The following is a 24,701-nucleotide window of genomic DNA, read 5'->3' on the forward strand; positions in this document are numbered from 1 at the left end:
CAGCGTCTTAGTGAACACTGCCGTCATCAGATGACCCCCGCTTTGAGCATATCGTGCATGTTCAGTGCGCCAACAGGATGGCGCTCGGCATCGAGAACGATCAGTGCGTTGATCTTTTTGTCCTGCATGATCTGTAGCGCTTCTGCTGCCAGAATGTCACTGGTAACGGTGGTGCACTGGGTCGTCATCACCTCAGTAATCGGGGTGTTTTTCATATCGACGTCATGATCAAGGGTGCGGCGCAGATCTCCGTCGGTAAAAATTCCTTGCAGAATACCGTCCGGGTTGATGACGGTGGTCATTCCCAGGCGTTTACGGGTTACTTCCATCAGGGCTTCATAGAGCATGGTTGAGTCACTGACCTTTGGAATATCATCGCCGCTGTGCATGATGTCCGAGACCTTCAGTAACAGGCGGCGACCCAGGCTGCCACCCGGGTGCGAAAAAGCAAAGTCTTCAGCGCTGAAGCCGCGGGCTTCCAGCAGGGCGATGGCCAGTGCGTCGCCGATCACCAGTGTGGCGGTGGTGCTGGAGGTCGGGGCCAGGCCCAGCGGGCAGGCTTCCTCGCTAATGGTGACATTCAGATTGGCGTCAGCACTGCGGGACAGGGTCGATTGCGGGTTGCCGGTAATGCTGATTAATGGTGCTTTCATCCGTTTGATCAGCGGTAGTATCGCCAGCACTTCATTGGTTTCCCCAGAGTTCGACAGTGCAATAACAACATCTGACCGGGTGATCATGCCCAGGTCACCATGGCTGGCTTCTCCTGGGTGAACAAAGAAGGATGGAGTGCCGGTAGAGGCCAGAGTGGCGGCGATTTTATTGCCGATATGGCCGCTTTTACCCATCCCGGTTACAATGACCCGGCCTTCACATTCCAGTGCCAGTTTGCAGGCTTTTTCAAAGTCAGCATCGAGGTAGGTGAGCAAATCGTTTACCGCATCCCGCTCCATCTCAATGGTGCGTTTGGCGGATGCTAGAAAGTCCAGTTCGTTATTCATAATTCTGTCGTTATCGCTCTGTGTTCATCGTGCTGGTAGATTGCACCTGGTTTGTAGCGCTTAGGGTGAAGCGGACTGCCGCCTGACCCTATGATTAAGAGTTCATATTGTATAGCAGTGCAAGATAGCCTGCATAGGCTGCCAACAGCAATCCGCCCTCAAACCGGGAGATCTTTGGTGGGCGCTGATAGAGTACCAGTGCTGTCAGTAGCAGGGTCAGCCCCAGTGTAGCGCCATAGTCACGCCATAAAACAACAGGTTCCAGTGCAATCGGCGAGAGCAGTCCCGGAACGGCCATCACCGCGGCAATATTAAAGATATTTGAACCGACGACATTTCCCAGGGCGATATCGGTGTGGCCTTTCAGCGCGCTGGCGACAGACGCAGCCAACTCAGGCAGGCTGGTGCCAATGGCAACGATTGTCAGACCAATAACGAGATCGCTGACACCGAGGGATTGGGCGATCTCTGTCGCCCCCCACACGAGAAGGCGGGAGCTGGCGGCCAACAGGATAAGGCCTGCGATCAACCAGAAAATGGCCCGGCCGAGGGGTAGATCAGGGATCTCGTCTTCTTCTTCGTGGATCTCGTCGCCTTCAGAGTTGCGCTGGAACCGGGTGAACAGGTAGAGGCAGCCCGCCAGTGACAGGCAGAGGACGATGGCATCTAACTGACCGAGGTACAGATCGTAGAGCACTCCACCTGCCAGCAGGGTGATGACAAGCAGCAGGGGGATCTCCTGTCTGAGTACTTTTGAACGCACGGGAAGCGGGGCGATCAGCGCTGTTATGCCCAGCACTAAACCGATATTGGCTATGTTAGATCCCAGCGCATTACCTACCGCCAGATCCCCGGCGCCGGTGGTAGCCGCCATGATTGAAACCAGAATTTCCGGGGCAGAAGTGCCGAAAGATACGACTGTCAGACCGATTAACATGGGCGACATGCCGACATTTTTGGCGGTTCCGGCGGCGCCAATTACGAAGCGGTCAGCACTCCAGACAAGAACGATAAAACCTATTAATAAAGCGATAATGGAGTATAGCATCGGGATGTTTGTTCAGCTCTAGTTAAAACGGAGGCCTATTTAATGAATAATCTGATACATGTGCAAGCGCTAGCGGAAGCTGGCGCTGATTTTATTCAAGTTTAATAGCAAGAGTGTTATAGTCTGCACGCATTTTTTTATGGAAATACAACGGTTTTGAGCCAGTTACATTCTGTCAAATGGTTTCAGGTTTTGTCGGAAGCAGGGTTAGCCTGATTAACTTGGAACTCTTGACCGTCCTTATAGAGTCATCGTTACTATGGATTTTTTTGACGATATCATAATTGATATTAAACAGCTTACCTTTAGCAGGGGTGATCGGTATATCTGTAAAAATATAGATATACGCATTCCACGGGGTAAAGTGACGGCGATTATGGGCCCGAGTGGTACCGGTAAAACCACACTGTTGAAACTGATCGGAGGGCAGCTGAAACCCGATTCAGGTTCTATTTTGCTGGATGGCGATGATATCCCCCGTCTGGGACGCTCAGAACTGTTTGATGTCCGCGAAAAAATGGGGATGCTGTTTCAGAGCGGTGCGCTGTTTACGGATATGACCGTATTTGAAAATGTGGCTTTCCCGTTGCGGGTACATACCAAACTGCCACAGGATATGATCCGCGATATTGTGTTAATGAAGCTTCAGGCCGTTGGTCTGCGAGGCGCAGCAGAGCTGATGCCCAGTGAGCTTTCCGGTGGTATGGGACGTCGCGTAGCCCTGGCCCGGGCGATTGTGCTTGATCCGGCACTGGTGATGTATGATGAACCTTTCACCGGGCAGGATCCTATCGCTATGGGCGTGCTGGTTAACCTGATCAAAAAACTTAATCAGGCACTGGGGCACAGTAGTATTATTGTCTCCCATGATATTAAGGAGACGCTCAGCATTGCTGACTATATCTACATTATTGCGGATGCTGGCGTGATTGCGCATGGCACGCCCGAGCAGCTTAATCAGAATGATTCTGAACAGGTGCGGCAGTTTATGCATGGATTGCCGGACGGTCCGGTGCCGTTCCATTTTCCAGCAGGTAATTATGAAGCTGAACTGATGGAGGGGTGTTGATGGACGCGGTAATCAATAATCTGATCCTGCTTGGTCGTATTGCGATCGACAGGGTGTCCGCTATTGGTCGTTCCGGCTTGATTCTTATGCATGCCGTTATTGCCAGACCTGATCCGCGAGCCTCTTTTCCGCTGCTGATACGTCAGCTGTATTCGGTGGGCGTACTGTCAATGATAATTATCATTGTATCCGGCCTGTTTATTGGGATGGTGCTGGCCTTACAGGGGTATACTATTCTGGTCGATTACGGCACGGAGCAGGCGGTAGGGCAGATGGTTGCGCTCAGTCTGGTGCGGGAACTGGCTCCGGTGGTAACCGCGCTATTATTCGCGGGTCGCGCCGGGTCAGCGCTGACTGCTGAGATCGGTCTGATGAAAGCGACTGAACAGCTGTCCGGTATGGAGATGATCGGTGTCGATCCGCTGAGACGAATTATAGCGCCGCGTTTCTGGGCCGGATTTATCAGTTTGCCGATTCTTACCATGATCTTCAGTGCCGTGGGTATCTGGGGGGGCTTGCTGGTTGGTGTGGAGTGGCTGGGGATCTATGAGGGATCTTACTGGTCGAATATGCAGAATTCAGTCGACTTTTTTGATGATATTGGTAACGGTCTGATTAAGTCTCTGGTGTTTGGACTGGTGGTGACCTGGGTCGCCGTCTTTCAGGGGTATGATTCAGTGCCGACGTCTGAAGGAATCAGCCAGGCAACCACAAAAACCGTTGTCTATTCATCCCTCGCAATCCTGGGGCTGGACTTTATTTTGACCGCTTTGATGTTTGGAGATTTGTAACAAATGCGAAACCGTGGAATTGAGTTGGGCGTCGGTATTTTTATGTTGGTGGGAGCTATTGCACTTACTATGCTGGCGATAAACGTGAGTGGTCTGAGTCTGTCTGAGCAGCAGGGCTCGTATAAAGTCTATGCCCGCTTTGAAAATGTGGGGGGGCTGACTGCCCGCTCAAAAGTGACGATGTCTGGCGTCACTATCGGAAAAGTGAACAGTATCACTATCGACCGTAAGAAACTGATGGCTTTGGTAGAGATGGAGATTAACGAGGACGTGAACTACCTGACATCTGACAGTTCGGCCTCTATTTTGACCGCCGGTCTGCTGGGCGAAAAGTATATTGGTGTTACCACGGGTGCTGCGGACGATGAAATACTTAAAGAGGGTGACTTTATTGAAGATACTCAGTCCTCTCTGGTTCTGGAAGAGCTGATTGGTAAGTTTCTTTTCAATCAGGCCTCTGAATAGAGTTAATTAGATAGCGTTGTAAAGGTATGAGGGTTGTGGAAATGAGATATTTGAGTCGCTGGTTAGTGTTACTGGCTCTGACTTTTTCTTCTGTTACAGCGAATGCGTCATGGGATGAAGCCCGCAATGCTGTGGAGCAGGCGTCAGCAAAAATGATGAAAGTGCTTGAGGATGAAGCCTTAAAGGCACCCGAAAAAAATGAACAGCTGATCAGTGAGATCGAAGCGATTCTCAATCCGGTCGTGGATTTTGATTATGTTTCCAAGCGGGTTATGGGCAAGTACTATAATCGTGTGGACGACAAGCAGCAGCAGATCTTTTCTACAGTATTCAAAGACACCATGGTTCGCACCTATGCTAAGTCGCTGACCGGCTTTGATATTGTCAGCTATAAAGTAGCGCCCGAGGGGCCGCCTAGTCCTGATGCTGATAAACAGGTCGTTAGTGTTCATATTTTTTCAGCTAAAGGTGATCAGTACACTCTGGTTTACTACATGCTGAAGGGCGATGGTGGCTGGAAACTGGTGAATGTGCTGGTCGATGGGATCAATCTGCGGCTCAACTTCAAAAATCAGTTTTCTGATATGGTGTCACGCACCAATGGTGATGTGTCGCAGGTGATTGCTGACTGGAAAGCGGCAGTGGCTGGCAGTGACAGTAAGGACAGCTGATGAATTCTCAGGTTGAAATCAGCGCTGACATTATCCTGCTGAAGGGCGACCTGTTGTTCAGCACTATTATCTCTGTTCGTGAAGCCCTTGAAAAAGCGATCGATCAGGCAGATAAAGACTGTGTGCTGGATTTCGCCGGTGTCGGTCGTGTCGACAGTTCTGCTGTGTCACTCTGGCTGTGCCTTGAACGCAAAACCCGGTCTCGCCATCTGAGCCTTAAAGCGGTAAATATTCCGGATGAACTGAGCTCTATAGTGAGTCTGGTAGGGCTTAATCAGACCGGTCTGAATCCCTGAATAGGGCTGGAAAGCACATCGATTAAAGATGGCTGTATAGCTACAGTCATCGCCTTTCGTTACATTTTCCGCTATCATAGCCGCCCTATTATTTTCTCCCAATTCTCATTGGTATTATGCATGCAAATCGAAGACGTAAAACAGATTCTGGAAGAGAAACTGGATGGATGTGAAGTATTCCCCGAAGGCGAAGGCTGTAATTTTCAGGTAACTGTCGTTGGGGATATCTTTGAAGGTCTACGGCCTGTTAAAAAACAACAGATGGTATATGCCTGTCTCGCTGATCAGATAGCGGATGGCAGTATTCATGCCCTGACTATCAGAACCTTTACCCGGGCCCAGTGGGCAGAACAGAACTGAAGCGCTTAGAGACCCTATTTTCATGGATAAACTGATTATTACCGGCGGTAGCCGCCTGGAAGGTGAAGTACGCATTTCCGGAGCGAAGAACTCCGCGCTTCCTATTCTGGCGGCAACTCTGTTAGCCGATGAACCGGTTACTATCAGTAATCTGCCTCATCTGCATGACATTACGACTATGCTGGAACTGCTGCGGCAGATGGGTGTAGAGCTGACTATCGATGAAAAACTCAGTGTTGAGATCGATCCCCGCACGCTGACCTCCACCATAGCACCCTATGAGCTGGTAAAAACGATGCGGGCTTCTATTCTGGTGTTGGGCCCGTTACTGGCTCACTTTGGTCACGCGGAGGTTTCTCTGCCAGGTGGTTGTGCTATTGGTAGTCGTCCGGTCGACCTGCATCTGAAAGGCCTTGAGGCACTGGGTGCTGAGATTACGGTTGAGGAAGGTTTTATCCGCGCTACCTGCGACGGACGCCTGAAGGGCGGGCGGGTATTCTTTGATATCGTCACCGTAACCGGAACCGAGAATATCCTGATGGCCGCGGCTCTGGCGGAAGGGCAGTCAATTATTGAAAACGCTGCCCGGGAACCGGAAATAGTTGATCTGGCTGAGTTTCTGATCGCGATGGGCGCTGATATAACCGGTCATGGTACCGACACTATTATCGTCAACGGTGTAGCGTCACTGAAGAGTTGTACCTATCCGGTGATTGCTGACCGGATTGAAACCGGAACCTATCTGGTTGCTGCGGCGGCAACACGGGGTCGGGTCAAAGTTAAAAACACCCGTCCGGATATTCTCGATGCGGTGCTGCAGAAACTTGAAGAAGCGGGCGCTGAGATAGAGTGTGGTCCGGACTGGATAAGTTTGGATATGAAAGGTAAGCGGCCTAAAGCGGTTAATGTGACTACGGCGCCTTACCCGGCGTTCCCTACCGATATGCAGGCTCAGTTTGCTGCCCTGAATATTATTGCCGAAGGTGTGGGGGTGATCAAAGAAACGGTGTTTGAGAACCGCTTTATGCATATGCAGGAGATGCTGCGTATGGGAGCCAGGATCAATATCGATGGTAATACCGCAATTACCGAAGGTCGCGAAGTGCTGACCGGCGCACCGGTTATGGCGACCGATCTGCGGGCCTCTGCAAGTCTGGTAATCGCCGCTATGGTGGCGACAGGAGATACCGTGATTGATCGTATCTACCATATTGACCGTGGCTATGAGTGTATCGAAGAGAAGATGCAGCTTCTGGGTGCCAAGATTAAGCGGGTTCCGGGTTAACAGGAATTTCGCATTAGCACGATAGACTCTATCTCTGTAGTGAATTTATAAGTGGTAACGAAACAGCTAATATGAAACAGAACCTCACCATAGCGCTATCCAAAGGGCGTATTCTGAAAGATACGCTGCCTCTGTTAGAGGCGGCTGACATCATTCCGGCTGAAGATATTTTCAGCAGCCGCAAGCTGATTTTCGATACCAACCATGACAACATTAAACTGGTGGTTATTCGTGCGACTGATGTGCCAACCTATGTTGAGCATGGTGGCGCAGATATGGGTGTCGCCGGTAAAGATGTGCTGCTGGAATACGGCGCCAAGGGCTTGTATGAACCACTGGATCTGGATATCGCCAAGTGCAAGCTGATGGTAGCGGGTATGAAGGGGGCTGGCGAAGTCGAAGGGCGGATGACAGTCGCCACTAAGTTCGTGAATGTCACTAAAGAATATTTTGCCCGTCAGGGGCGCCAGGTGGATATCATCAAACTGTACGGTGCTATGGAGTTGGCACCGATCATGGGCCTTGCCGATCGCATTGTTGATATCGTCGATACCGGAAACACCCTGCGCGCGAATGGTTTAGTGCCGATGGAGGATATCTGCTATGTCAGTTCACGTCTTGTCGTCGGTAAGGCTGCTTTAAAAATGAAGCACCGGCAGATCCAGCCAATTATTGAACAACTGGCGGCTGCAGTCGATGCACGTAAAGAAAGGTCTGAATGAAAATGACCAAACCAGAGATTTTAAGGTTAGACAGTCAGCAGGCTGATTTCAGTGAACAACTGGATAAGTTACTGGCGTGGGAATCGGTTTCCAATAAAGAGGTAAACCGCACAGTCGAGGATATTCTTGAACGGGTTAAAGCTGAGGGTGATGCTGCGGTGGTTGAGTTTACCAACCGTTTTGACCGCCTGAGCGTCAGCTCAATGAAGGAGCTTGAGTTTACTCAGGATGACCTGCAGCAAGCGCTGGATAACCTGCCTGAAGATCAGCATAAAGCACTGACCGTCGCGGCTCAGCGGGTACGTGATTATCATCAGCGTCAGAAGGGTGAGTCCTGGCAATATCAGGAAGCGGACGGTACTTTGCTGGGGCAGAAAGTTACGCCAATGGATAAGGCGGGGCTCTATGTTCCTGGTGGCAAAGCTTCATACCCATCTTCAGTGCTGATGAATGCGATTCCGGCGCATGTGGCCGGAGTTGAAGAACTGATTATGGTGGTGCCAACACCGGATGGTGAGGTTAACCAACTGGTTCTGGCTGCTGCTGCGCTGGCCGGCGTGAGTCGGGCATTTGCCATTGGTGGTGCTCAGGCGATTGCGGCACTGGCGTATGGTACCGAGACGATCCCTAAAGTAGATAAGATTGTTGGCCCGGGTAATATCTTCGTGGCCACTGCGAAACGTGCTGTATATGGTGCGGTGGGTATCGACATGATCGCAGGACCATCAGAAATACTGGTTATCTGTGATGGCCACACCGATCCTGACTGGATCGCGATGGACCTGTTCTCTCAGGCCGAACACGATGAAGATGCTCAGCCTATTCTGATCAGTACCGATGGTGATTTTCTGGATAAAGTCAGCGCCAGCATTGAAAAGCTGCTGCCAACCATGGAGCGGGAAGCGATCATCAGCCGCTCACTGGCTGACCGGGCAGCACTGATTAAAGTGGCTGATCTTGAAGAAGCGGCTAAGGTGAATAACCGCATCGCTCCGGAGCATCTGGAACTCTCTGTAGAGGATCCGCAGGCGTTGCTGCCATTGATAAAGCATGCGGGCGCTATCTTTATGGGGCGCTATACCGCAGAGGCTCTGGGAGACTACTGCGCAGGACCGAATCACGTATTACCCACCTCCGGTACTGCGCGTTTTTCATCTCCGTTAGGGGTATATGATTTCCAGAAACGTTCCTCACTGATCATGTTTTCTGAGGAGGGGGCGTCCGAGATGGGCAAGGTTGCATCGGTATTAGCCCGGGGAGAGAGTCTGACGGCTCATGCCCGCTCAGCGGAATACCGAATCAAGACGTAATTATTACTACCACAGCCCTAAAAAAAGCCCCAATCGGGGCTTTTTTTGTTAACGGTGTCATCAGCTAAATCTAGCCGTTACCCTTATCTGTTTCATTGTTTGATTCATTCGCGGCGGGACGTTCAGCTACGGTGATTTCCAGCTCCAGCACTTCGCCGTTGCGCCATACCTTCACGGGCAGAACCGTTTCGGGGGGCATACGGGCAACGCTGTACATCGAGTTATAGCTGTTAATAATTTTCTTACCGCCGATCTCCAGCAGGATATCCCCCGGAAGCAAACCGGCCTTGTGGGCAGGCCCATCACGGAAAATCCCCGCAATAATCAGTCCTTTAGTATCTTTCAGGCCGAAAGACTCAGCCAGTTCAGGGGTGATCTCCTGAGCTTCCACGCCAACCCAGCCGCGCACAACCCGGCCATGTTGTATCAGGTCCTGCATCACCTGCTTAGCCTGGTCTGAGGGGATGGCAAAGCCGATTCCCTGAGACCCCCCTGAGCGGCTGAATATAGCAGTATTGATGCCGACCAGATTGCCCTTCGCATTGATCAGGGCGCCACCGGAGTTACCCGGGTTGATCGCGGCATCGGTCTGGATAAAGTCTTCATAGGTGTTCAGGCCCAGCTGATTTCGTCCGGTGGCACTGATAATACCCATGGTCACGGTTTGTCCAACCCCGAACGGGTTACCGATTGCCAGAGCAACATCACCGACACGCAGGTTAGCGGATGAGCTGATAGTTATGCCCGGCAGGTCAGGCAGATCGATTTTAAGCACTGCCAGGTCGGTGTCAGGGTCGTTACCCACCACCTTTGCGGTGGCCTCCCGGCCATCTTTCAGCGCCACCACAATGCTGTCAGCGCCGGAAATAACATGGTTATTGGTTGCGATATAACCTTCAGGGCTCAGGATTACGCCCGACCCAAGGCTGGACTGAATCCGCTCCTTATTGCTGTTCTTATTGTAGTGTTTCTGAATATTAGGATCGTTATAGAGTGACTGATTATTGTTAGGTATAACGGTACGGGTATAGATGTTTACCACGCTAGGGGCTGCGTGTTCAACCGCATCGGCATAGGAAAAGGGGCCCCGAGCTCCGGCAGAGGAGCTGTCTGCCTCATGGATCTGAACCGTATTTGACTGTAGCGTAAACATGTCCGGCAGATAGATCAGCAGCGCAACCGCGGCGAGAATCCCGGAGAGAATAGGCCACATAAGAAATGCCAAGCGTTGAATCAATTAAGGACGCCTTATAAACAGTGGTAAAGTTGTTCAGCTGTTTTAGAATTATACGGATAAAAAACTGCTTTTGGGAATATAAAGAAAAGATTATGGCTGTCTCACTGAAACAACTGGTTAATTACTGCAACTCTCTTCTAACCCCAGAAAAGTACAGGGATTATTGTCCTAATGGCTTACAGGTTGAGGGACGGGGGGAAGTGCGGCGTATCATCTCCGGTGTAACCGCCAGTCAGGCATTGCTTGATCGGGCAGTGGTGCTGGGGGCTGATCTTATTCTGGTGCATCATGGCTATTTCTGGAAAGGTGAGGCTGAAGCCGTTACCGGAATGAAAAAGCGTCGCCTGCAAACACTGCTGAGTCATGATATCAGCCTGCTGGCATATCATCTGCCACTGGATGGGCATCCGCAGCTGGGTAATAATGCCCGGCTGGCAGATAAGCTGGGATTGCAGATTACCGGAGGGCTTGAGCCTGACAATCCGTTCAGTATCGGGTTAACAGGTCGCTTAACGAACCCGCTCAGTGCCGCAGAGTTTTCTCAGCAGATAAGCATGGCGATGGGGCGGGATGTGCTGCATATTGAGGGTGGTCCTGATCAGATTCAAACAGTTGGCTGGTGCACCGGTGCTGCTCAGGGGTATATCGATAAGGCTGCTGACCTGGGGCTGGATGCTTTTATCTCCGGGGAAATATCGGAACCTACGGTACACAGCGCCAGAGAACTGGGTATCCACTATTTTGCGGCGGGACATCATGCCACTGAACGGTACGGCGTGCAGGCTTTGGCAGAAAAACTGGCTGAGCAGTTTGATCTGGAGCATCACTTTGTTGATATCAATAATCCGGTCTGACAGCTAAAACGCGGAATCTGTAAAAAAACCGGCAAGTGCCGGTTTTTCGTTTATTAGCTGAGAGCTCTGGACGAGTAAGATCAGGCCTCAGGCCGAGCGTTTTGCTTCACTGTCACGCAGGCTGTTACCCGGGATATGATCTTTCAGCAGAGGGGGGATCTCTTCATCCTCATCTGCTTCAGGTTTTTTCTTCAGGCCGTATTTTTCAGACAGTGTTCCCTCTTCATCGGGGCTCTTGATGGCATAGTCTCGAGGTGGCTCAACGACTTCAGGCTCCTCTGTTACTGTGTCAGTCTGCTCAGTAACCATTGGAATCGGTTCTTTGTCTTCCGCAGCTGTCTCTTTAACCGGCTCAGAAATGGCTGGCTGAGGCTGGCTGCTGAGCTGGGCAGGGGCGTGTTCACCCATACACAGTGTTTCTGATCCCTGAGCCAGATGCTGGTGAACCTGTTTGTAACTTTCAGTGAGATTGTTAACCAGTTCGGCCGTTGTTTCGAAGTGGCCATTGACCTTTTCTTTGTAATCACTCAGATCACGCTGGGCTTCGTTTAGCTGATCAACCAGTTTTTGCTGGCTGGATGTATCGCCAGAACGTCCCATCAGGTAGCCGATTAACGTCCCTGCAAGAAGGGTCACAATACCAATTATCCAGACGCTGCTGTCTTCCACGCTAACTCCTTAAATGCTCTCATTTACAGCTGAAGAATAACGCAATTACCCGGCAAATCCTATGTTATTTTGGTTTAAGGCTTATGGGTTTTGAGCGGCTTTTTCGGCTTTCCACTGTTGCGCCTGATTCGACTTATCGGCCAGGTAGGTAATCTGCTCAGCCAGAACCGCGCAGGCCGTGTCCGCGTTTTTTTGTTGCAAGGCCTGCAACATGCGCTGGTGCTGATCGATAATCACCGAGCGTTCCCGAAAGCGAAAGGTCACCATGTTACTGATCGGTTGCAGTGCTTCTATGACACTAAACATGATAAAACTCAGCAGAGGGTTGCCTGAGGCCTCAGCGATCAGCCGGTGAAAGCGGACATCAGACGCACAGAACTGCTCTGCTGTCAGCTCGTTATCCTGCTGTAATACAAGCTCCTGCTGCAGTTGTTTCAGCTGTGTTTCGCCGATCAGTCCGGCAGCAAGCTGAAGGCAGTTGTTTTCCAGCATCAAGCGGGTCTGGAAAATATCTTCCATGGAAAAAGCATCCATGCCAACCAGCAGGGTGGTGGCGCTGGTAAGGGCATCACTCAGATCGGTCGTCGATGGGCGGTTGATAAAGGTGCCACCGGTAGGTCCCCGGCGGGAGCGGATCAGGTTCTGAGCCGCCAGTCTTTTCAGCGCCTCGCGAATGGTCGGGCGGGATACCTGATAGCGCAGCGCCAGCTCCGCCTCAGTGGGCAGGCGATCATCGGCTTTCAACGAGCCATCAATAATAGCCTGGCGGATCTGACCAGCTATCTGGCTGGACAGGCTGCGCTGAGCAACCGGCTCTATTTCTAAAGTCACGAAATCTCTCCTAAAGTGATAGAGCAATTATTTCATATAAACGACTAATTGTTAATTTGTAAGACAAATAAAATTGGTGTAAATTGCTTTAATGTTAATTTGTAAGACAAATAGGCGCGAATAGTTTTCGTAAGCTCTGTTTATGGATATGTGCCCGTTGCATTGGATGGTTTCAGGTTACTTGAAGCAATATTTCTGATGGCCGGGAGCAACTGAGAAAGAAACCGTCAAGAGATAACGTGAGGTAAATTATGTTTAATGCCCTGGTGTTGGAGCAGGAAGAGGGGAAAACCCTTGCCGCAGTCAAACAGCTTGATCTGAGTGATCTGCCCGATGAAGATGTGTTGGTAAAAGTGAGCTACTCCTCACTTAACTATAAAGACGGATTAGCCATTACGGGTAGCGGTAAAATCGTCCATAAATTTCCTATGGTTCCGGGAATCGATCTTGCCGGAGTCGTTGCCGAGTCCCGCAGTCCGCAATATCAGCCGGGTGATCAGGTGATTATGACCGGCTGGAGTGTCGGTGAGCGTTTCTGGGGCGGGTATAGTCAGTATGCGCGGATGAAGCCGGAGTGGCTGGTTAAGTTACCTGAGGGAATGGATGCGGCCAAAGCGATGTCTATCGGCACCGCCGGTTTAACTGCAATGCTCTGTGTAATGGCTCTGGAGGATGGCGGGATCACTCCGGATAGTGGCACGGTTGTCGTTACGGGTGCCGCGGGAGGCGTTGGCAGTGTTGCGGTCTCTATACTGAGCAAACTGGGCTATACCGTAGCCGCTGTAACGGGTCGGGAGTCGACTCATGAATACCTGCGCGGCCTGGGGGCCAGTGAGCTGCTGTCACGTGCTGAGATGGCTGAACCTGCGCGTCCGCTTGAGAAACAACGCTGGGCAGGTGCTATCGATACCGTCGGAGATACCATTCTGGCGCGGGTGCTGGCAGAGACCGATTACCGGGGTGTGGTAGCCGCCTGTGGTTTGGCGGGTGGTTATAAATTACCGACCACCGTGATGCCGTTCATACTGCGTAATGTTCGCCTGCAGGGTGTCGATTCAGTAATGTGTCCGGTCGCTATCCGGACCGAGGCCTGGAACCGGTTGCTGACCGATCTGCCGGATAACGCGCTGGGTGAAATTTCCAGTGTTATCGGGCTGGGGGATCTGCCTCAGGCGGCTGCGGATATCGTCGCCGGGAAAATCCAGGGGCGTACGCTGGTTGATCCGAACAAATAATTACCGTATTACGGTCATTCTTTGTCAGGCCTCTCGCTCTGTGAGCTAGTCAGTCGTTAGATGTCGCTGTGCGACTTGTTAGAAAAAGCTAAAGGAGACTATCAGTCTCCTTTTTCGTTTGTGTATTCGGCTTGAAACAGCTATCCATCAGCTCATCGGGATTGTTAATGCCGACTCCTATCAGCCAGGTTTCAGATTCAGGCCTTAATCAGGACAGATCGTTTAATCTGGTTATCCAAACTGACCATCTACTCTGGGTTGCAGCAGAATCGGTGTATAGGGAACCAGAAACAGTCCCCAGGCCACGATCCAGAGTCCGCCTGAAATGTGGATCGCCATCATATGCAGCTCAGGAATCATCGGTAAAAACACTCTGACCACCCCGGCAGCGACCATCAGGATAAAAGCTATTACGGTTATTTTAGCCAGCTTTAGTGGTCGTGCTGTATGGCCCAGTGCGACCCGGGCCATCATCCCGAGGGTCATTGATCCTATCGCACCGGCGGCGAATGCATGAGCTGCGATATAGGGGGATAGGGGAGTGATACCGGCGATCGCTTTGAGGGCAAAACCCAGCGGAATAAACAGATATGCCAGATGCAGAATCCAGATCAGTGGATTGCGGACCATGCGGAGTTTAAACCAGCCTGCCAGACGCACCAGATTCAGAGCTGCGCTGACTGCCGCCAGCAGTATTGCTACCAGGCTGAACTGGAGCAGATCGGCGATGAGCCAGCCAACGGCCAAAGGGATAATCGATTTTTCTATCCAGCTGAAGCGTTTCGCTTCAAATGCCAGCGCCCGTTCGGTAAAGAAAGGGATTACCCGGCCGCCCATCACCACCATGACAACGACTATTAGTCCCAGTTCCAGATCCATCCCTCTGGCCAGCGTCGACTCAGTAATGCCCAGCAGCTGCAGGTGAATCAACAGATTCGCAATGGTCATGGCGATCAGAATAGCGGTGAAAATCAGGTTTTTGTAATTACCGGAGCGGATAATCGGTATTCCGATAGACAGTGCAACCAGCGGCAGAAACAGCAGATCGGTGATCGCTATCAGCAAAGGGGGGATCGGCACAATAAACTCAGAAATAACCGGTAGCAAACGGGCCGCCAGCCAGAGCAGAAAAAGTCCGGCCAGCTTTGCACCGAAGGGGGTCTGTATTGAGGTCCAGTTTCGCACTGCTGTGAGTAGAAAGCCGGAGATCACTGCCACGGCATAACCGAACAGCATCTCATGGCCATGCCATAACTGACTGATCTGATAATAACTGTAGGTTGCCTGGCCTGATCCCAGCAGCATCAGCCAGTGGAGCATCAACAGCAGGCTTGAAATCGCTGCGAATAAAAAAAAGGGACGGAAGCCCAGATTAAACAGGGCAAAATGTTTGCTCTGATATGGTTCCTGAATCTGCATAATATCTTTTCACCCTGTTTATCTGTTCAAAGAACATAAAAAGAACGGTTTCTGTATTTCAGTGGCTTCAACAGCATTTTTTCTGTGCCGGGTAGAGTAGAATCGGGTTTTTCTTAGAGATGACTCTGTTCGGCGATTATTTATGCGCTTTAAATTACCCGGTTTTTTTCTGTTTGTATGTAGCTCGTTGTTGTTCGCTTCGGTCACTGAAGCAGGTATCAGTGTGACAGATAATCGTGGCCGGGTGATTGATATTGCTCAACCGGCCCGACGGGTTATCGCATTAGCGCCGCATATCACGGAAAACCTGTTTGCTATCGGCGCGGGGGAATATATTTCAGGTGTTGTCAGTCACAGTGATTATCCTGCTGAGGCGCAGAGTATTCCTGTGGTGGGTGACTCGCAGAGTTTTAATCTGGAAGCGATTATTGCAATGAAACCGGACCTGGTCGTGGCCTGGGCGGGTGGAAATCCGGCTCTGCCTTTGCAGCGGCTGGAACAACTGGGTATTCCTGTGTATTACTCTGATCCTAAAGTTTTTACTGATATTCCCTATAATCTGCGTGCCCTGGGGCAGCTGTTACAACGGCCTGAGGCGGAGGCGCAGGCTCAGTTGTTTGAGCAGCGATTAGCATCACTCAAACAACGCTTCTCGCACACAACAAAACTTCGGGTGTTTTATCAGCTCTGGCATCAGCCGCTGATGACGGTAAATCACAGTCAGATGATCGATCGGGTCATTCGTTTGTGCGGCGGTGAAAATCCGTTTACCGGACACCGGGAGGTGATTCCCCATCTGGGAGTCGAGTCGGTTTTGCTGACCGACCCGCAGGTTATTCTGACCGGGGAGAGTGCGCCTGATGACTGGAAGCAACCGTGGCTGGCCTGGCCTGAACTGGCAGCCAGCCGCTATAACCAGTTTTATCGCCTGAATGAAGACCTGTTATACCGGCCGACCCTGCGCCTGCTGGAGGGTGCACAGCAAATGTGCGAAGCGTTACAGCAGGCGCGTGAGGCCGTTGAGTCTTAACAGCCATTACTGAGCTTTATTCGGTCAGCCCTTTAAAAAATGATTTGGTGTCCTGCGCGGCTTTCTTGGTTGCATCCCAGGCTGTTTCGGCACCCGCTTTGGTGCTGCAGGCGGCTCGTTCAGCGACACACTTGGACTTGCAGCCGGTAGCCGCCGCATCATCGGTCATATGTTTTACTTCGCACTTTGTTTCGCACCAGGTTTGTTCATCGGCGCAGTCTGCCTGTGCCAGCGGTGCCAACAGCGTGGCTGAAAGGACAATCGTCATTGGAGCGATAAAACGCAACATATCGGTTTCTCTCTTTACTGTTTATATTGGCTACTGATAACAACGTCATCGAAGCAGGTCTTAACAGCTCATTGATGAAGTCGCTTTTAAGAGCTCTGGTTGTCAGGTTTGCGCGGCTGCCATAATACTTCCTCTCCACCGTTCTGTCGTGCAAATACCCGGGCTGCGACAAACAGCAGATCCGAGAAGCGGTTCAGATAGGTGGCGCTTAACTGATTGACCGTTTCCTGATGCGCCAGTTCCACAATCCGTCTCTCTGCCCGACGGCAGACACTGCGCGCCTGATGGCACAGCGCTGCAGCCCGGTTGCCGCCCGGGAGGATAAACTCCTTGAGGGGCGGCAGCTGGCTGTTGAGGGAGTCGATCTCTCGCTCCATCTGGGTTATCACATCGTTAGTGATAACGGTGTAACCCGGATCGGCCACAGCCAGTTCGCCCCCTAGATCAAACAGATCATTCTGGCACTGTAGCAACAGCTTCCTTAACGGTTCCTGAGCGGTCAGTTCAGCAATTAACACTCCGAGCAGGCAGTTCAATTCGTCAGTATCGCCCAGCGCCTCGATACGGGGGTGATATTTGTTCACTTTGCTGCCGTTGGCCAGAGAAGTAGTTCCCTTATCACCTGTGCGGGTGTAGATTTTGGTGAGGCGGTTGGCCATAGGTAAGTCCTTGAAATAAAAAAGGCTGAATAAAACTATTCAGCCTTTGTGGATTTTGCTCAAGCTGAATTAAAAATTATAACGTGCCGAGACGGCTAGCAAGCGATCCTGAGTATTATACCCGGGATTGGTTTGATACTCTTTGTCGAACAGGTTTTCAATCCGGCTGCCGAGTGTCCATTCCTGTGTTATCTGGTAGGTTGTAAAGAGGTTCACAACGGCAAAAGCGGGCAGTGAACTGCTGTTGTCGGCAGTTGTATAGCGTTTACCTTCCCATATAATTTCGCTGCCTGCAGACCATTGGTTGGCAGCATAGTTAATTTGCCATTTAACCGTGTCTTGAGGTCTGAACCGGAGTTTCTTTCCGGTCGCAGCATCTTTGGCATTAACGTACTGATATGCCAGAGTGTGATTCCAGTTGCCATAGCTAATCTTGTAACTGGCATCTACGCCTTCGATTTCAGCTTTGTCAGTATTTTCCACCGTCGTCCAGCTATCGTTAATACTGATCAGGTTGCGGATGTCGGTTTTGTATAAACTGATCTCCCATGTGGATGATCCGTTGCCTGAAATGCTGAGCTCTGTTGTTTCAGATTCTTCCGGTTTCAGGTCAGGATTACCCTGGTAGCCAAAGCTCAGGGGATAATAAAGATCATCGAACGTGGGGGCTTTAAACGCCGTGCCGTGGCTTATCGCTACTTTTACCGGCTCGAACTGATAGGCATATCCTGCACTATAGGTGGTATTCTCGCCAAACTGCTCGTCGTCAGTGAAGCGGCCACTCAGTTCGGCCTGGTAATTTTCACCATCGTGAAGCAGGCCAACAAAGGCCGCTTTGGTTTCACGACTGTTAACAGTGTAGCTGGTACTACTTTCACTCAGATTATCATCCAGATAATCCAGTCCGGCAGAAATAGAGCTGTTGTTAATATAGACACTATTAAGCCAGTTAACCTGCGTGCGTTCGGTGACATAGCGAGAGCCATTTTGGCGATTGATACCGTTGCCGTAAGTCAGGTTGTCATCTTTGACATACGCTGTACTCAGGGCGCTGTCGAAGCGATCACCGGAATAACTGATGCGAGCGGAGTATAGTTCGTTTTCAAAATCAGACTCGTTACCGCCCCAGGTGGTGTCGAACTCGCTGTTACCCTGCCACTTACTCGCCTGCAGGTTGAGATCGATACGATCAGTTAACTGTTGGTCTACCGCAATATTAGCGGACAGGTTGCGGTAACCATCTTTATCAAACTCTGCATCATCCTTTACATCGATACCATCGTGATGATCGGTTGATATCGCAACAGAGATGCTTCCGCTGTCGCTATAGGGCTGAGAGTAGCTGCCGGATATCTTTTGCGTGCCCTGATCACCCAGGGTTATAGCGACAGAGCCGAGCGGCTGTTTTTTGGCATCTTTGGTAAATATCTGAATAATCCCGCCAATCGCATCCGATCCATAGAGGGCGGAACGCGGACCTCTGACAAACTCAATTTTTTCAATCTGATCGACCGGAATCAATTCCAGGCGGGTCCCGGCGGCTGTCGGCGTGCCTATACGTATACCATTCAGAAGAATCAGGGTGTGATCTGACTCCGTACCCCGGGTATAGAGGGCGGCGGCTTGCCCACGGGCACCGCTGCTGGTGAAATTGACGCCCGGTAACAGGTTTATTGCAGCTTTAGCAGAATCGACTTGAGAGCGCTGGATATCGTCGGCAGTCACCACGGACACCGAGGCGATGGTTTCAGTGATCGGTTGCTCAATCAGGTTCGCTGATACAACGATCGTATCGAGAGTATTTTCCTGTGCTGCAGCCGCAACAGAGATTAGCGACGTGCCCAGTAGCACCGCCTGGTAAAGGGGGGATTTTTTCATTGCATTTCCTGTTTAGCGCACCCACCGTGCACTTAAATAGTGAACTGACTACTGGCCGGTCTCCGGGCTGGTAACCTGATCAGAACCTGACTGATCTTAAACTGATGCCTTCCCATTACAGTGGCTTGTGTCAGTTTGTGGTTACTTACCGTTGCGGGGGCAGCGCTGGACTTGCTCGGTTAAGGAGCGCACCAGACTTCCCGATTAACCCTTGCTGCAGAATCAGTTTCGGGCACCAGTAGAATGAGGCGCTACTCTATGTTGCAGTCGCGCAATGGTCAAATGAAAATGTAGCAGGTTATTATGAATCCGGGTCATCTGCTGTGTTGCCACAGACGATTTTATTAAATACTTGAGTCCGCTGTTTTATTCAATTTCCGGAATATGCTTTTTACTGAACTGTGGTGTGCGATCCATGGCATCGGCAACAATGTTGCTGTCCGGGGTCAGATCCACTTTATCGTCCTTGTTTTTATAGGGCAGGGCATTGAGGACGATTTTCATGACATTTAACCGGGCGCGTTTCTTGTCATCGGACATGATCGTTGTCCAGGGGGCATGCTCCGTATGGGTATAGTGATACATCGCCTCTTTGGCCTTGGTGTACTCTTTCCAGCGCTCTACCGAAGCGATATCCATGGGGCTGAGTTTCCAGTGTTTCAATGGATCTTCCCGGCGCTCTTCGAAGCGTCTTTGCTGCTCCCGCTGATTCACTGAGAACCAGAATTTGAACAGACGGACGCCGCTTTCAACCAGCATCTGCTCCAGCATTGGGGTATGTTTGAGGAACAGTTTGTACTCCTCCTCTGAGCAAAACTCCATTACCCGTTCCACGCCTGCACGGTTATACCAGGACCGGTCAAACAGTACGATTTCACCGGCATTGGGCAGGTGTTCAAGGTAGCGCTGGTAGTACCATTGCCCCTGTTCGGTATTGGAGGGCTTGTCCAGAGCTACAATACGGGCTCCCCGCGGATTCAGGTGTTCAGTAAAGCGCTGAATCGCACCGCCTTTACCTGCGGCATCCCGCCCTTCAAAGATAATGATTACTTTCTGACCGGTTTCTTTAATCCATTTCTGCATTTTCAGCAGTTCTATCTGCAGCTTTTTTTTCTCTTTTTCGTACTCGTCCCGGGATATTTTCGAATCGTACGGGTAATCCTCTCCCAGTCCCAGTGACTGGCGTTTATCGGACGGACTCATCTTAGTGTTTTTCTTTGACATGCCTGTCTCCTTGTAAATATGTTTTGAAATTCAGTCCGATTCGTTTTTCAGAAGTAACGTAAGTGGTTATCAACGGGTCGACAGACTCATCTCCCGTACCGCATCCAGTAGCAGATGGTTAGCCGGTGTTGCTACGCCCGCCTCATCAGCGATGCGGCACAGATAACCGGTGATGGTTTCAATTTCGGTAGGGCGATTATGACTCACATCCTGCTGCATTGATGAATGGTTATTGCCGGTAAGCTCCGCCACATCCCAGGCCTGTTCCATCAGCTTGCGGTCAAACAGGATGATCCCCAGTGCGTTGGCAACCTCTTCAACCTCTTTACATATCTGAGCCATCGCTGCCCGGCGGTCGTCATACTTCAAAAGCTCTCCGTTGCGGCAGTTGAACAGAGCCGTCAGTGGATTGATGGCACAGTTAATTGCCAGTTTACGCCAGAGCACAGACTGGATATCGGCTGACAGATGGAGTTGCTCATCGACCCCTTGCAGTTCCTTAAACAGCGTATCACTGCCACAGGAAGAGAGACGGCCGATATGGGTTTCTCCAATGCCCGCCCTGACAAGGCGGTAAGGTGAGTCAAAATAGGCACCATCGGTTGTGCTGCCGGCCCAGATCTCCAGCCCAGGATTCTCTTCTGTCAGTTGTTGCTGGGGCCCCATACCATTATGCAGAAGCAGCACCCGGGTAGTCTTCCTCAGACGATGCTGTACCGATGCGAATGCCCCGGTGACGGCGAATGATTTTGTGGTAATCAGCAGGTGATTAATGGGGGTGTCGATGTCAGCAAGTTCAGCTTCTGTGGAAAAGCATTCGGCCCTAGTGTCATCGAGAATCTGAAAACAACCGGTATTGTTGTACTGCGCCAGTTTTTCAGCTGTGCGCAGAATCAGCGTGACCTGATGGCCAGCCTTTTGCAATTTTGCGGCCCACAGCAGACCGATAGCGCCAGCGCCCAGAATATGCCAGTGCATATGTGAGGAATCCTATGCTGAATTGGGGTATGTGTAAGACCATCATAACGGTATGATAGGCAGGATCAAACGAATTAGGCCGCAGGCGAGCGGCAGACCTGTTTTAAGGAGTAATCTCGATGCCATCTTTTGATATCGTTTCTGAGCTGGATATGCATGAAGTAAGTAATGCTGTAGACCAGGCTAACCGGGAGCTGGGGACACGCTATGACTTTAATAAGGTTGATGCGAAATTTGAACTGGCGGGGGAGGTCATCACTTTACACGCCGAAGTGGATTTCCAGCTGCAACAGATGATGGATATTCTGCGCAACAAGCTGGTGGGGCGCAAAGTGGATATTAAAAGTCTTGATATTGGTGAGCCGCATACCGCCAACATGCGGGCGCGTCAGCTGGTAACCCTGAAACAGGGGCTGGATCAGCCATTCAGTAAGAAAATTGTCAAAATGATAAAAGACAAAAAACTCAAGGTGCAGGCGCAGGTGCAGGGCGATCAGGTTCGGGTGACCGGCAAGAAGCGGGATGACCTTCAGGAAGTGATGGCGATGCTGCGTGGGGAAGATCTGGAACTGCCACTGCAATATACCAATTTTCGAGATTGATTCTGTATAACAACGGCAGCATTCAGCTGCCGTTACGCTTTAACGACTATTATCGGCTGAAAGTTACCCTGAAGGATGTTAAGTGGACGCGGTAAAAATCCCGGATAAAAAGCAGCACTGGTCAGAGGCGGTTTTAAACCGACGTACACTGATATGCATATTTACCGGATTCTCTTCCGGTATGCCACTCTATGTACTGTTCCAGCTACTACCCGCTTATCTTCGTGCTGAAGGTGTCGGGCTGAAAGAGATCGGCCTGTTTGCGCTGGTGACTTTCCCCTACACCTGGAAGTTCATGTGGGCACCGCTGATGGATCGTTATATTCCGCCGTTCCTGGGGCGCAGGCGTGGCTGGATGCTGATTATGCAGTTGGCTCTGCTGGGATCTATTGCCGGGCTGGGACTGTTTGATCCGACCATGTCGATTATGGCGATTGCTTACCTGGCCACGGCTGTCGCGTTATTCAGCGCCAGCCAGGATATCGTTCTGGATGCCTACCGACGGGAATTGCTGCCAGACCAGGAGCTGGGCTGGGGTAATTCAGTGCATGTGCAGGCTTATCGTATTTCCGGCCTGGTGCCGGGTGCTCTGGGACTGGTGCTGGCGGATATCCTTCCCTGGAGCAGTGTATTTATCATCGTTGCCGGGTTTATGCTGCTCGGCGTGATTATGACGCTGGTGGTCAACGAGCCGGTTACAGAACCCCGGGCACCTAAAACACTTAAAGAAGCCGTCGTCGAACCGTTCCACGAATTTATCACCCGCCTGGGCTGGACCGGGGCACTACAGATTCTCTGTTTTATGTTTCTCTATAAATTAGGGGACAATATGGCGACGGCCCTGTCGACACCTTTCTATATCGACATGGGCTTCAGTTTGACCGAAATTGGTGTCATTGCAAAAGCCTCGGCCCTGTGGGCATCCGTGGTTGGCGGTATTCTCGGTGGCTTGTGGATGATAAAGCTGGGGATTAACCGGGCACTGTGGATATTCGGCGTGGTGCAGGTGGTGACCATCCTGGGGTTCGCGCTGCTGGCGCAATCAGGCCCCGATAAACTGGTGCTGGCTGTGGTTATCAGTCTCGAATATCTGGGTGTCGGGCTGGGTACTGCGGCGTTCACCGCATTTATTGCCCGTTCTACCAGTATCGCTTTTGCCGCTACCCAGTTTGCGCTGTTTACCGCCCTGGCTGCGTTGCCCCGCACCTTCGTCAATGCGTTCACCGGGTATGTCGTCGATGCCGTCGGCTGGCACATGTTCTTCTATATCTGTGCCGTATTGGCAATACCGGGAATGGTATTGCTGCTGAAAGTTGCTCCATGGAATGGCGATTCAGTTCCAGAAGAGTAGTCGCCACAATAACCTTACTTCACAGGAAGGTGGCAGGCAGGCTTTGTCTTTGGTATGAAGCTTTACTGTATGTTTTCTTTGACGGGTGTTTTCGATGAGCATCAGTCGGATCTTAAATGGCTCAAGTATCGCCTGATAACCTTCTCAGCAGTCTATACCGGGTGTCTGAGTATCGCTGTTGTCGATACTCCCCACCGTCAGCAGGAAGACCTGTCTGTTTTTCCTGATAAGAGTTTATAACTGGCCGAGATGCGGGCTTTATGCCACATAGCGGTAATAAATCCACTTGAGTCCCAGAGAAAATAGAGAAACAATTGCTAAGAAACAGCGTTTCATTTTGACTACAATGAAACGAAATACAACGTTTGGGGAGTTTGATGGATCAATTTCTGAATGACCTGCCTAAGGCTGAACTACATCTTCATCTGGAAGGTTCGCTGGAGCCTGAACTGATGTTCGCACTGGCTGAACGCAACGGCATTAAGTTGTCTTACAGCTCAGTCGATCAGTTACGTCAGGCTTACGATTTTGAAAACCTGCAAGAGTTTCTCGATCTCTACTATCAGGGCGCAGCGGTGTTGCAAACAGAACAGGATTTTTATGACCTGACCTGGGCATACATTGAACGCTGTAAAGCTGAGAATATTCTCCATATTGAGCCATTCTTTGATCCGCAGACGCATACAGAGCGGGGCATACCGTTTATCACCGTGCTTAATGGGATCAGTCGGGCACTGACCGATGCTGAGGTTAAATATGGCATCAGTTCAGGACTGATTATGTGTTTTCTGCGTCATCTCAGTGAAGCTGAAGCGTTTGCAACACTGGAACAGGCCGAACCCTATCTGGATAAAATTATCGGTATCGGCCTGGACAGCTCGGAGAAGGGGCATCCTCCGGCCAAATTTGAACGGGTTTTCGCCAAAGCCCGGGAGATGGGATTGCTTGCCGTTGCCCATGCCGGTGAAGAGGGCCCTGCGCAAAACGTTACTGACGCAGTGGATATCCTGAAAGTTGATCGAATCGATCATGGGGTTCGGGCAATTGATGATCCCGAACTGATTAAACGGTTGGCGACGGAAAAAATAGCGCTTACCGTATGCCCGCTATCGAATACCCGGCTGAAAGTATTCGATGATATGAGTCAGCACAACATCCTGAAGATGCTGGAGCAGGGTGTGAAAGTCACCGTAAACTCCGACGATCCGGCCTATTTTGGCGGCTACCTGACGGCAAACTTCATTGCGCTTGAAAAGGGGCTGGGAATGACTAAAGAGCAGGCGGTACAACTGGCACGGAACAGCTTTGAATACAGCTTTGCCAAGCCTGAAAGGAAGCTCGAGCTTCTCGATTTTTTAGACCGCTACTGCGCGCTTTAGATCGTCACTGCGTGATTTGCCAGAACGCCGCTTCGCGGCTGCTAGACG

General features: G+C 51.0%; 27 protein-coding genes and 1 riboswitch. Of the genes, 16 read left to right on the forward strand and 11 right to left on the reverse strand.

Annotated elements, in window-relative coordinates:
- Positions 1-26: 26 nt before the first annotated feature.
- Together KDX31_02140 and KDX31_02145 are read right to left on the reverse strand one after the other, a co-directional pair.
- The gene (locus tag KDX31_02140) at positions 27-1,001 is read right to left on the reverse strand and encodes a KpsF/GutQ family sugar-phosphate isomerase (GenBank protein UTW03856.1); all 975 of its coding nucleotides are present in this window, start codon (positions 999-1,001) and stop codon (positions 27-29) included.
- 94 nt (positions 1,002-1,095) lie between these two features.
- Entirely contained in the window at positions 1,096-2,049 is a 954-nt protein-coding gene (locus tag KDX31_02145) for a calcium/sodium antiporter (GenBank protein UTW03857.1), read from the reverse strand.
- Positions 2,050-2,308: 259 nt separating this feature from the next.
- Between KDX31_02145 and KDX31_02150 the strand changes: the two genes are divergently transcribed.
- The 9 genes from KDX31_02150 to hisD all read left to right on the forward strand — a co-directional run bounded on the left by KDX31_02150 (position 2,309) and on the right by hisD (position 9,018).
- Positions 2,309-3,118, forward strand: coding sequence for an ATP-binding cassette domain-containing protein (locus KDX31_02150; GenBank protein UTW03858.1), 810 nt, complete (start codon positions 2,309-2,311; stop codon positions 3,116-3,118).
- Positions 3,112-3,909 carry a lipid asymmetry maintenance ABC transporter permease subunit MlaE gene (mlaE, locus tag KDX31_02155; GenBank protein ID UTW03859.1) on the forward strand — a complete coding sequence of 266 codons (798 nt, stop codon included), beginning with the start codon at positions 3,112-3,114 and terminating at the stop codon, positions 3,907-3,909. The genes KDX31_02150 and mlaE overlap by 7 nt, the downstream gene beginning before the upstream one ends.
- A 3-nt stretch (positions 3,910-3,912) precedes the next feature.
- Positions 3,913-4,374, forward strand: coding sequence for an outer membrane lipid asymmetry maintenance protein MlaD (gene mlaD, locus KDX31_02160; protein UTW03860.1), 462 nt, complete (start codon positions 3,913-3,915; stop codon positions 4,372-4,374).
- Between the two features lie 26 nt (positions 4,375-4,400).
- Complete coding sequence (locus KDX31_02165; protein ID UTW03861.1) at positions 4,401-5,045, forward strand: ABC transporter substrate-binding protein; 645 nt, start codon at positions 4,401-4,403, stop codon at positions 5,043-5,045.
- The gene (locus KDX31_02170; protein UTW03862.1) at positions 5,045-5,341 is read left to right on the forward strand and encodes an STAS domain-containing protein; all 297 of its coding nucleotides are present in this window, start codon (positions 5,045-5,047) and stop codon (positions 5,339-5,341) included. The genes KDX31_02165 and KDX31_02170 overlap by 1 nt, the downstream gene beginning before the upstream one ends.
- Positions 5,342-5,461: 120 nt before the next feature.
- Positions 5,462-5,701 (forward strand): BolA family transcriptional regulator, encoded by a 240-nt coding sequence (locus tag KDX31_02175; protein ID UTW03863.1) that lies wholly within the window; start codon positions 5,462-5,464, stop codon positions 5,699-5,701.
- A 22-nt stretch (positions 5,702-5,723) separates the two neighbouring features.
- Positions 5,724-6,986, forward strand: a complete 1,263-nt coding sequence (gene murA / locus KDX31_02180; protein ID UTW03864.1) for a UDP-N-acetylglucosamine 1-carboxyvinyltransferase — start codon at positions 5,724-5,726, stop codon at positions 6,984-6,986.
- Between the two features lie 71 nt (positions 6,987-7,057).
- Positions 7,058-7,708 carry an ATP phosphoribosyltransferase gene (locus KDX31_02185; protein ID UTW03865.1) on the forward strand — a complete coding sequence of 217 codons (651 nt, stop codon included), beginning with the start codon at positions 7,058-7,060 and terminating at the stop codon, positions 7,706-7,708.
- A 2-nt stretch (positions 7,709-7,710) separates the two neighbouring features.
- Positions 7,711-9,018 carry a histidinol dehydrogenase gene (hisD, locus tag KDX31_02190; protein ID UTW05264.1) on the forward strand — a complete coding sequence of 436 codons (1,308 nt, stop codon included), beginning with the start codon at positions 7,711-7,713 and terminating at the stop codon, positions 9,016-9,018.
- 70 nt (positions 9,019-9,088) lie between these two features.
- Here the strand turns inward: hisD and KDX31_02195 are convergent, their stop codons facing one another.
- Positions 9,089-10,231, reverse strand: a complete 1,143-nt coding sequence (locus KDX31_02195; GenBank protein UTW05265.1) for a trypsin-like peptidase domain-containing protein — start codon at positions 10,229-10,231, stop codon at positions 9,089-9,091.
- A gap of 116 nt (positions 10,232-10,347) precedes the next feature.
- On the opposite strand from KDX31_02195, the gene KDX31_02200 reads away from it, so the two are divergent.
- Positions 10,348-11,109 carry a Nif3-like dinuclear metal center hexameric protein gene (locus tag KDX31_02200; GenBank protein ID UTW03866.1) on the forward strand — a complete coding sequence of 254 codons (762 nt, stop codon included), beginning with the start codon at positions 10,348-10,350 and terminating at the stop codon, positions 11,107-11,109.
- Positions 11,110-11,196: 87 nt separating this feature from the next.
- Here KDX31_02200 and KDX31_02205 read toward each other — a convergent pair whose 3' ends face one another.
- Together KDX31_02205 and KDX31_02210 are read right to left on the reverse strand one after the other, a co-directional pair.
- Positions 11,197-11,778: a YhcB family protein gene (locus KDX31_02205; protein UTW03867.1), complete on the reverse strand. Its 582-nt coding sequence runs from the start codon at positions 11,776-11,778 to the stop codon at positions 11,197-11,199.
- Positions 11,779-11,859: 81 nt separating this feature from the next.
- A complete protein-coding gene (locus KDX31_02210; GenBank protein ID UTW03868.1) occupies positions 11,860-12,609 on the reverse strand; it encodes a FadR family transcriptional regulator in 750 nt (249 codons plus the stop codon).
- A 251-nt stretch (positions 12,610-12,860) separates the two neighbouring features.
- Here KDX31_02210 and KDX31_02215 point away from each other — a divergent pair, with 251 nt between their 5' ends.
- Complete coding sequence (locus KDX31_02215; GenBank protein ID UTW03869.1) at positions 12,861-13,844, forward strand: oxidoreductase; 984 nt, start codon at positions 12,861-12,863, stop codon at positions 13,842-13,844.
- Positions 13,845-14,075: 231 nt separating this feature from the next.
- On the opposite strand, the gene KDX31_02220 is transcribed toward KDX31_02215, so the two are convergent.
- Positions 14,076-15,263 (reverse strand): NnrS family protein, encoded by a 1,188-nt coding sequence (locus KDX31_02220; GenBank protein UTW03870.1) that lies wholly within the window; start codon positions 15,261-15,263, stop codon positions 14,076-14,078.
- 223 nt (positions 15,264-15,486) lie between these two features.
- Here KDX31_02220 and KDX31_02225 point away from each other — a divergent pair, with 223 nt between their 5' ends.
- Positions 15,487-16,293 carry a cobalamin-binding protein gene (locus tag KDX31_02225; GenBank protein UTW03871.1) on the forward strand — a complete coding sequence of 269 codons (807 nt, stop codon included), beginning with the start codon at positions 15,487-15,489 and terminating at the stop codon, positions 16,291-16,293.
- A gap of 16 nt (positions 16,294-16,309) precedes the next feature.
- On the opposite strand, the gene KDX31_02230 is transcribed toward KDX31_02225, so the two are convergent.
- The 5 genes from KDX31_02230 to KDX31_02250 all read right to left on the reverse strand — a co-directional run bounded on the left by KDX31_02230 (position 16,310) and on the right by KDX31_02250 (position 21,321).
- Entirely contained in the window at positions 16,310-16,582 is a 273-nt protein-coding gene (locus tag KDX31_02230) for a hypothetical protein (protein ID UTW03872.1), read from the reverse strand.
- Between the two features lie 86 nt (positions 16,583-16,668).
- A complete protein-coding gene (locus KDX31_02235) occupies positions 16,669-17,241 on the reverse strand; it encodes a cob(I)yrinic acid a,c-diamide adenosyltransferase (protein ID UTW03873.1) in 573 nt (190 codons plus the stop codon).
- Between the two features lie 69 nt (positions 17,242-17,310).
- Positions 17,311-19,119 (reverse strand): TonB-dependent receptor, encoded by a 1,809-nt coding sequence (locus KDX31_02240; GenBank protein ID UTW03874.1) that lies wholly within the window; start codon positions 19,117-19,119, stop codon positions 17,311-17,313.
- 35 nt (positions 19,120-19,154) lie between these two features.
- Positions 19,155-19,374, reverse strand: a riboswitch (cobalamin riboswitch).
- Between the two features lie 111 nt (positions 19,375-19,485).
- A complete protein-coding gene (gene ppk2, locus KDX31_02245; protein UTW03875.1) occupies positions 19,486-20,343 on the reverse strand; it encodes a polyphosphate kinase 2 in 858 nt (285 codons plus the stop codon).
- A 69-nt stretch (positions 20,344-20,412) separates the two neighbouring features.
- Positions 20,413-21,321: a 2-dehydropantoate 2-reductase gene (locus KDX31_02250; GenBank protein UTW03876.1), complete on the reverse strand. Its 909-nt coding sequence runs from the start codon at positions 21,319-21,321 to the stop codon at positions 20,413-20,415.
- Positions 21,322-21,440: 119 nt separating this feature from the next.
- Between KDX31_02250 and KDX31_02255 the strand changes: the two genes are divergently transcribed.
- The 4 genes from KDX31_02255 to KDX31_02270 all read left to right on the forward strand — a co-directional run bounded on the left by KDX31_02255 (position 21,441) and on the right by KDX31_02270 (position 24,653).
- Complete coding sequence (locus KDX31_02255; GenBank protein UTW03877.1) at positions 21,441-21,923, forward strand: YajQ family cyclic di-GMP-binding protein; 483 nt, start codon at positions 21,441-21,443, stop codon at positions 21,921-21,923.
- A gap of 181 nt (positions 21,924-22,104) precedes the next feature.
- Positions 22,105-23,274, forward strand: a complete 1,170-nt coding sequence (locus KDX31_02260) for an AmpG family muropeptide MFS transporter (protein ID UTW05266.1) — start codon at positions 22,105-22,107, stop codon at positions 23,272-23,274.
- Between the two features lie 69 nt (positions 23,275-23,343).
- Positions 23,344-23,514 (forward strand): hypothetical protein, encoded by a 171-nt coding sequence (locus KDX31_02265; protein UTW03878.1) that lies wholly within the window; start codon positions 23,344-23,346, stop codon positions 23,512-23,514.
- A gap of 137 nt (positions 23,515-23,651) precedes the next feature.
- The gene (locus KDX31_02270; GenBank protein UTW03879.1) at positions 23,652-24,653 is read left to right on the forward strand and encodes an adenosine deaminase; all 1,002 of its coding nucleotides are present in this window, start codon (positions 23,652-23,654) and stop codon (positions 24,651-24,653) included.
- The last annotated feature ends 48 nt before the right edge of the window (positions 24,654-24,701 follow it).

Source organism: Amphritea atlantica (assembly GCA_024397875.1).
Lineage (GTDB): Bacteria > Pseudomonadota > Gammaproteobacteria > Pseudomonadales > Balneatricaceae > Amphritea > Amphritea atlantica_B.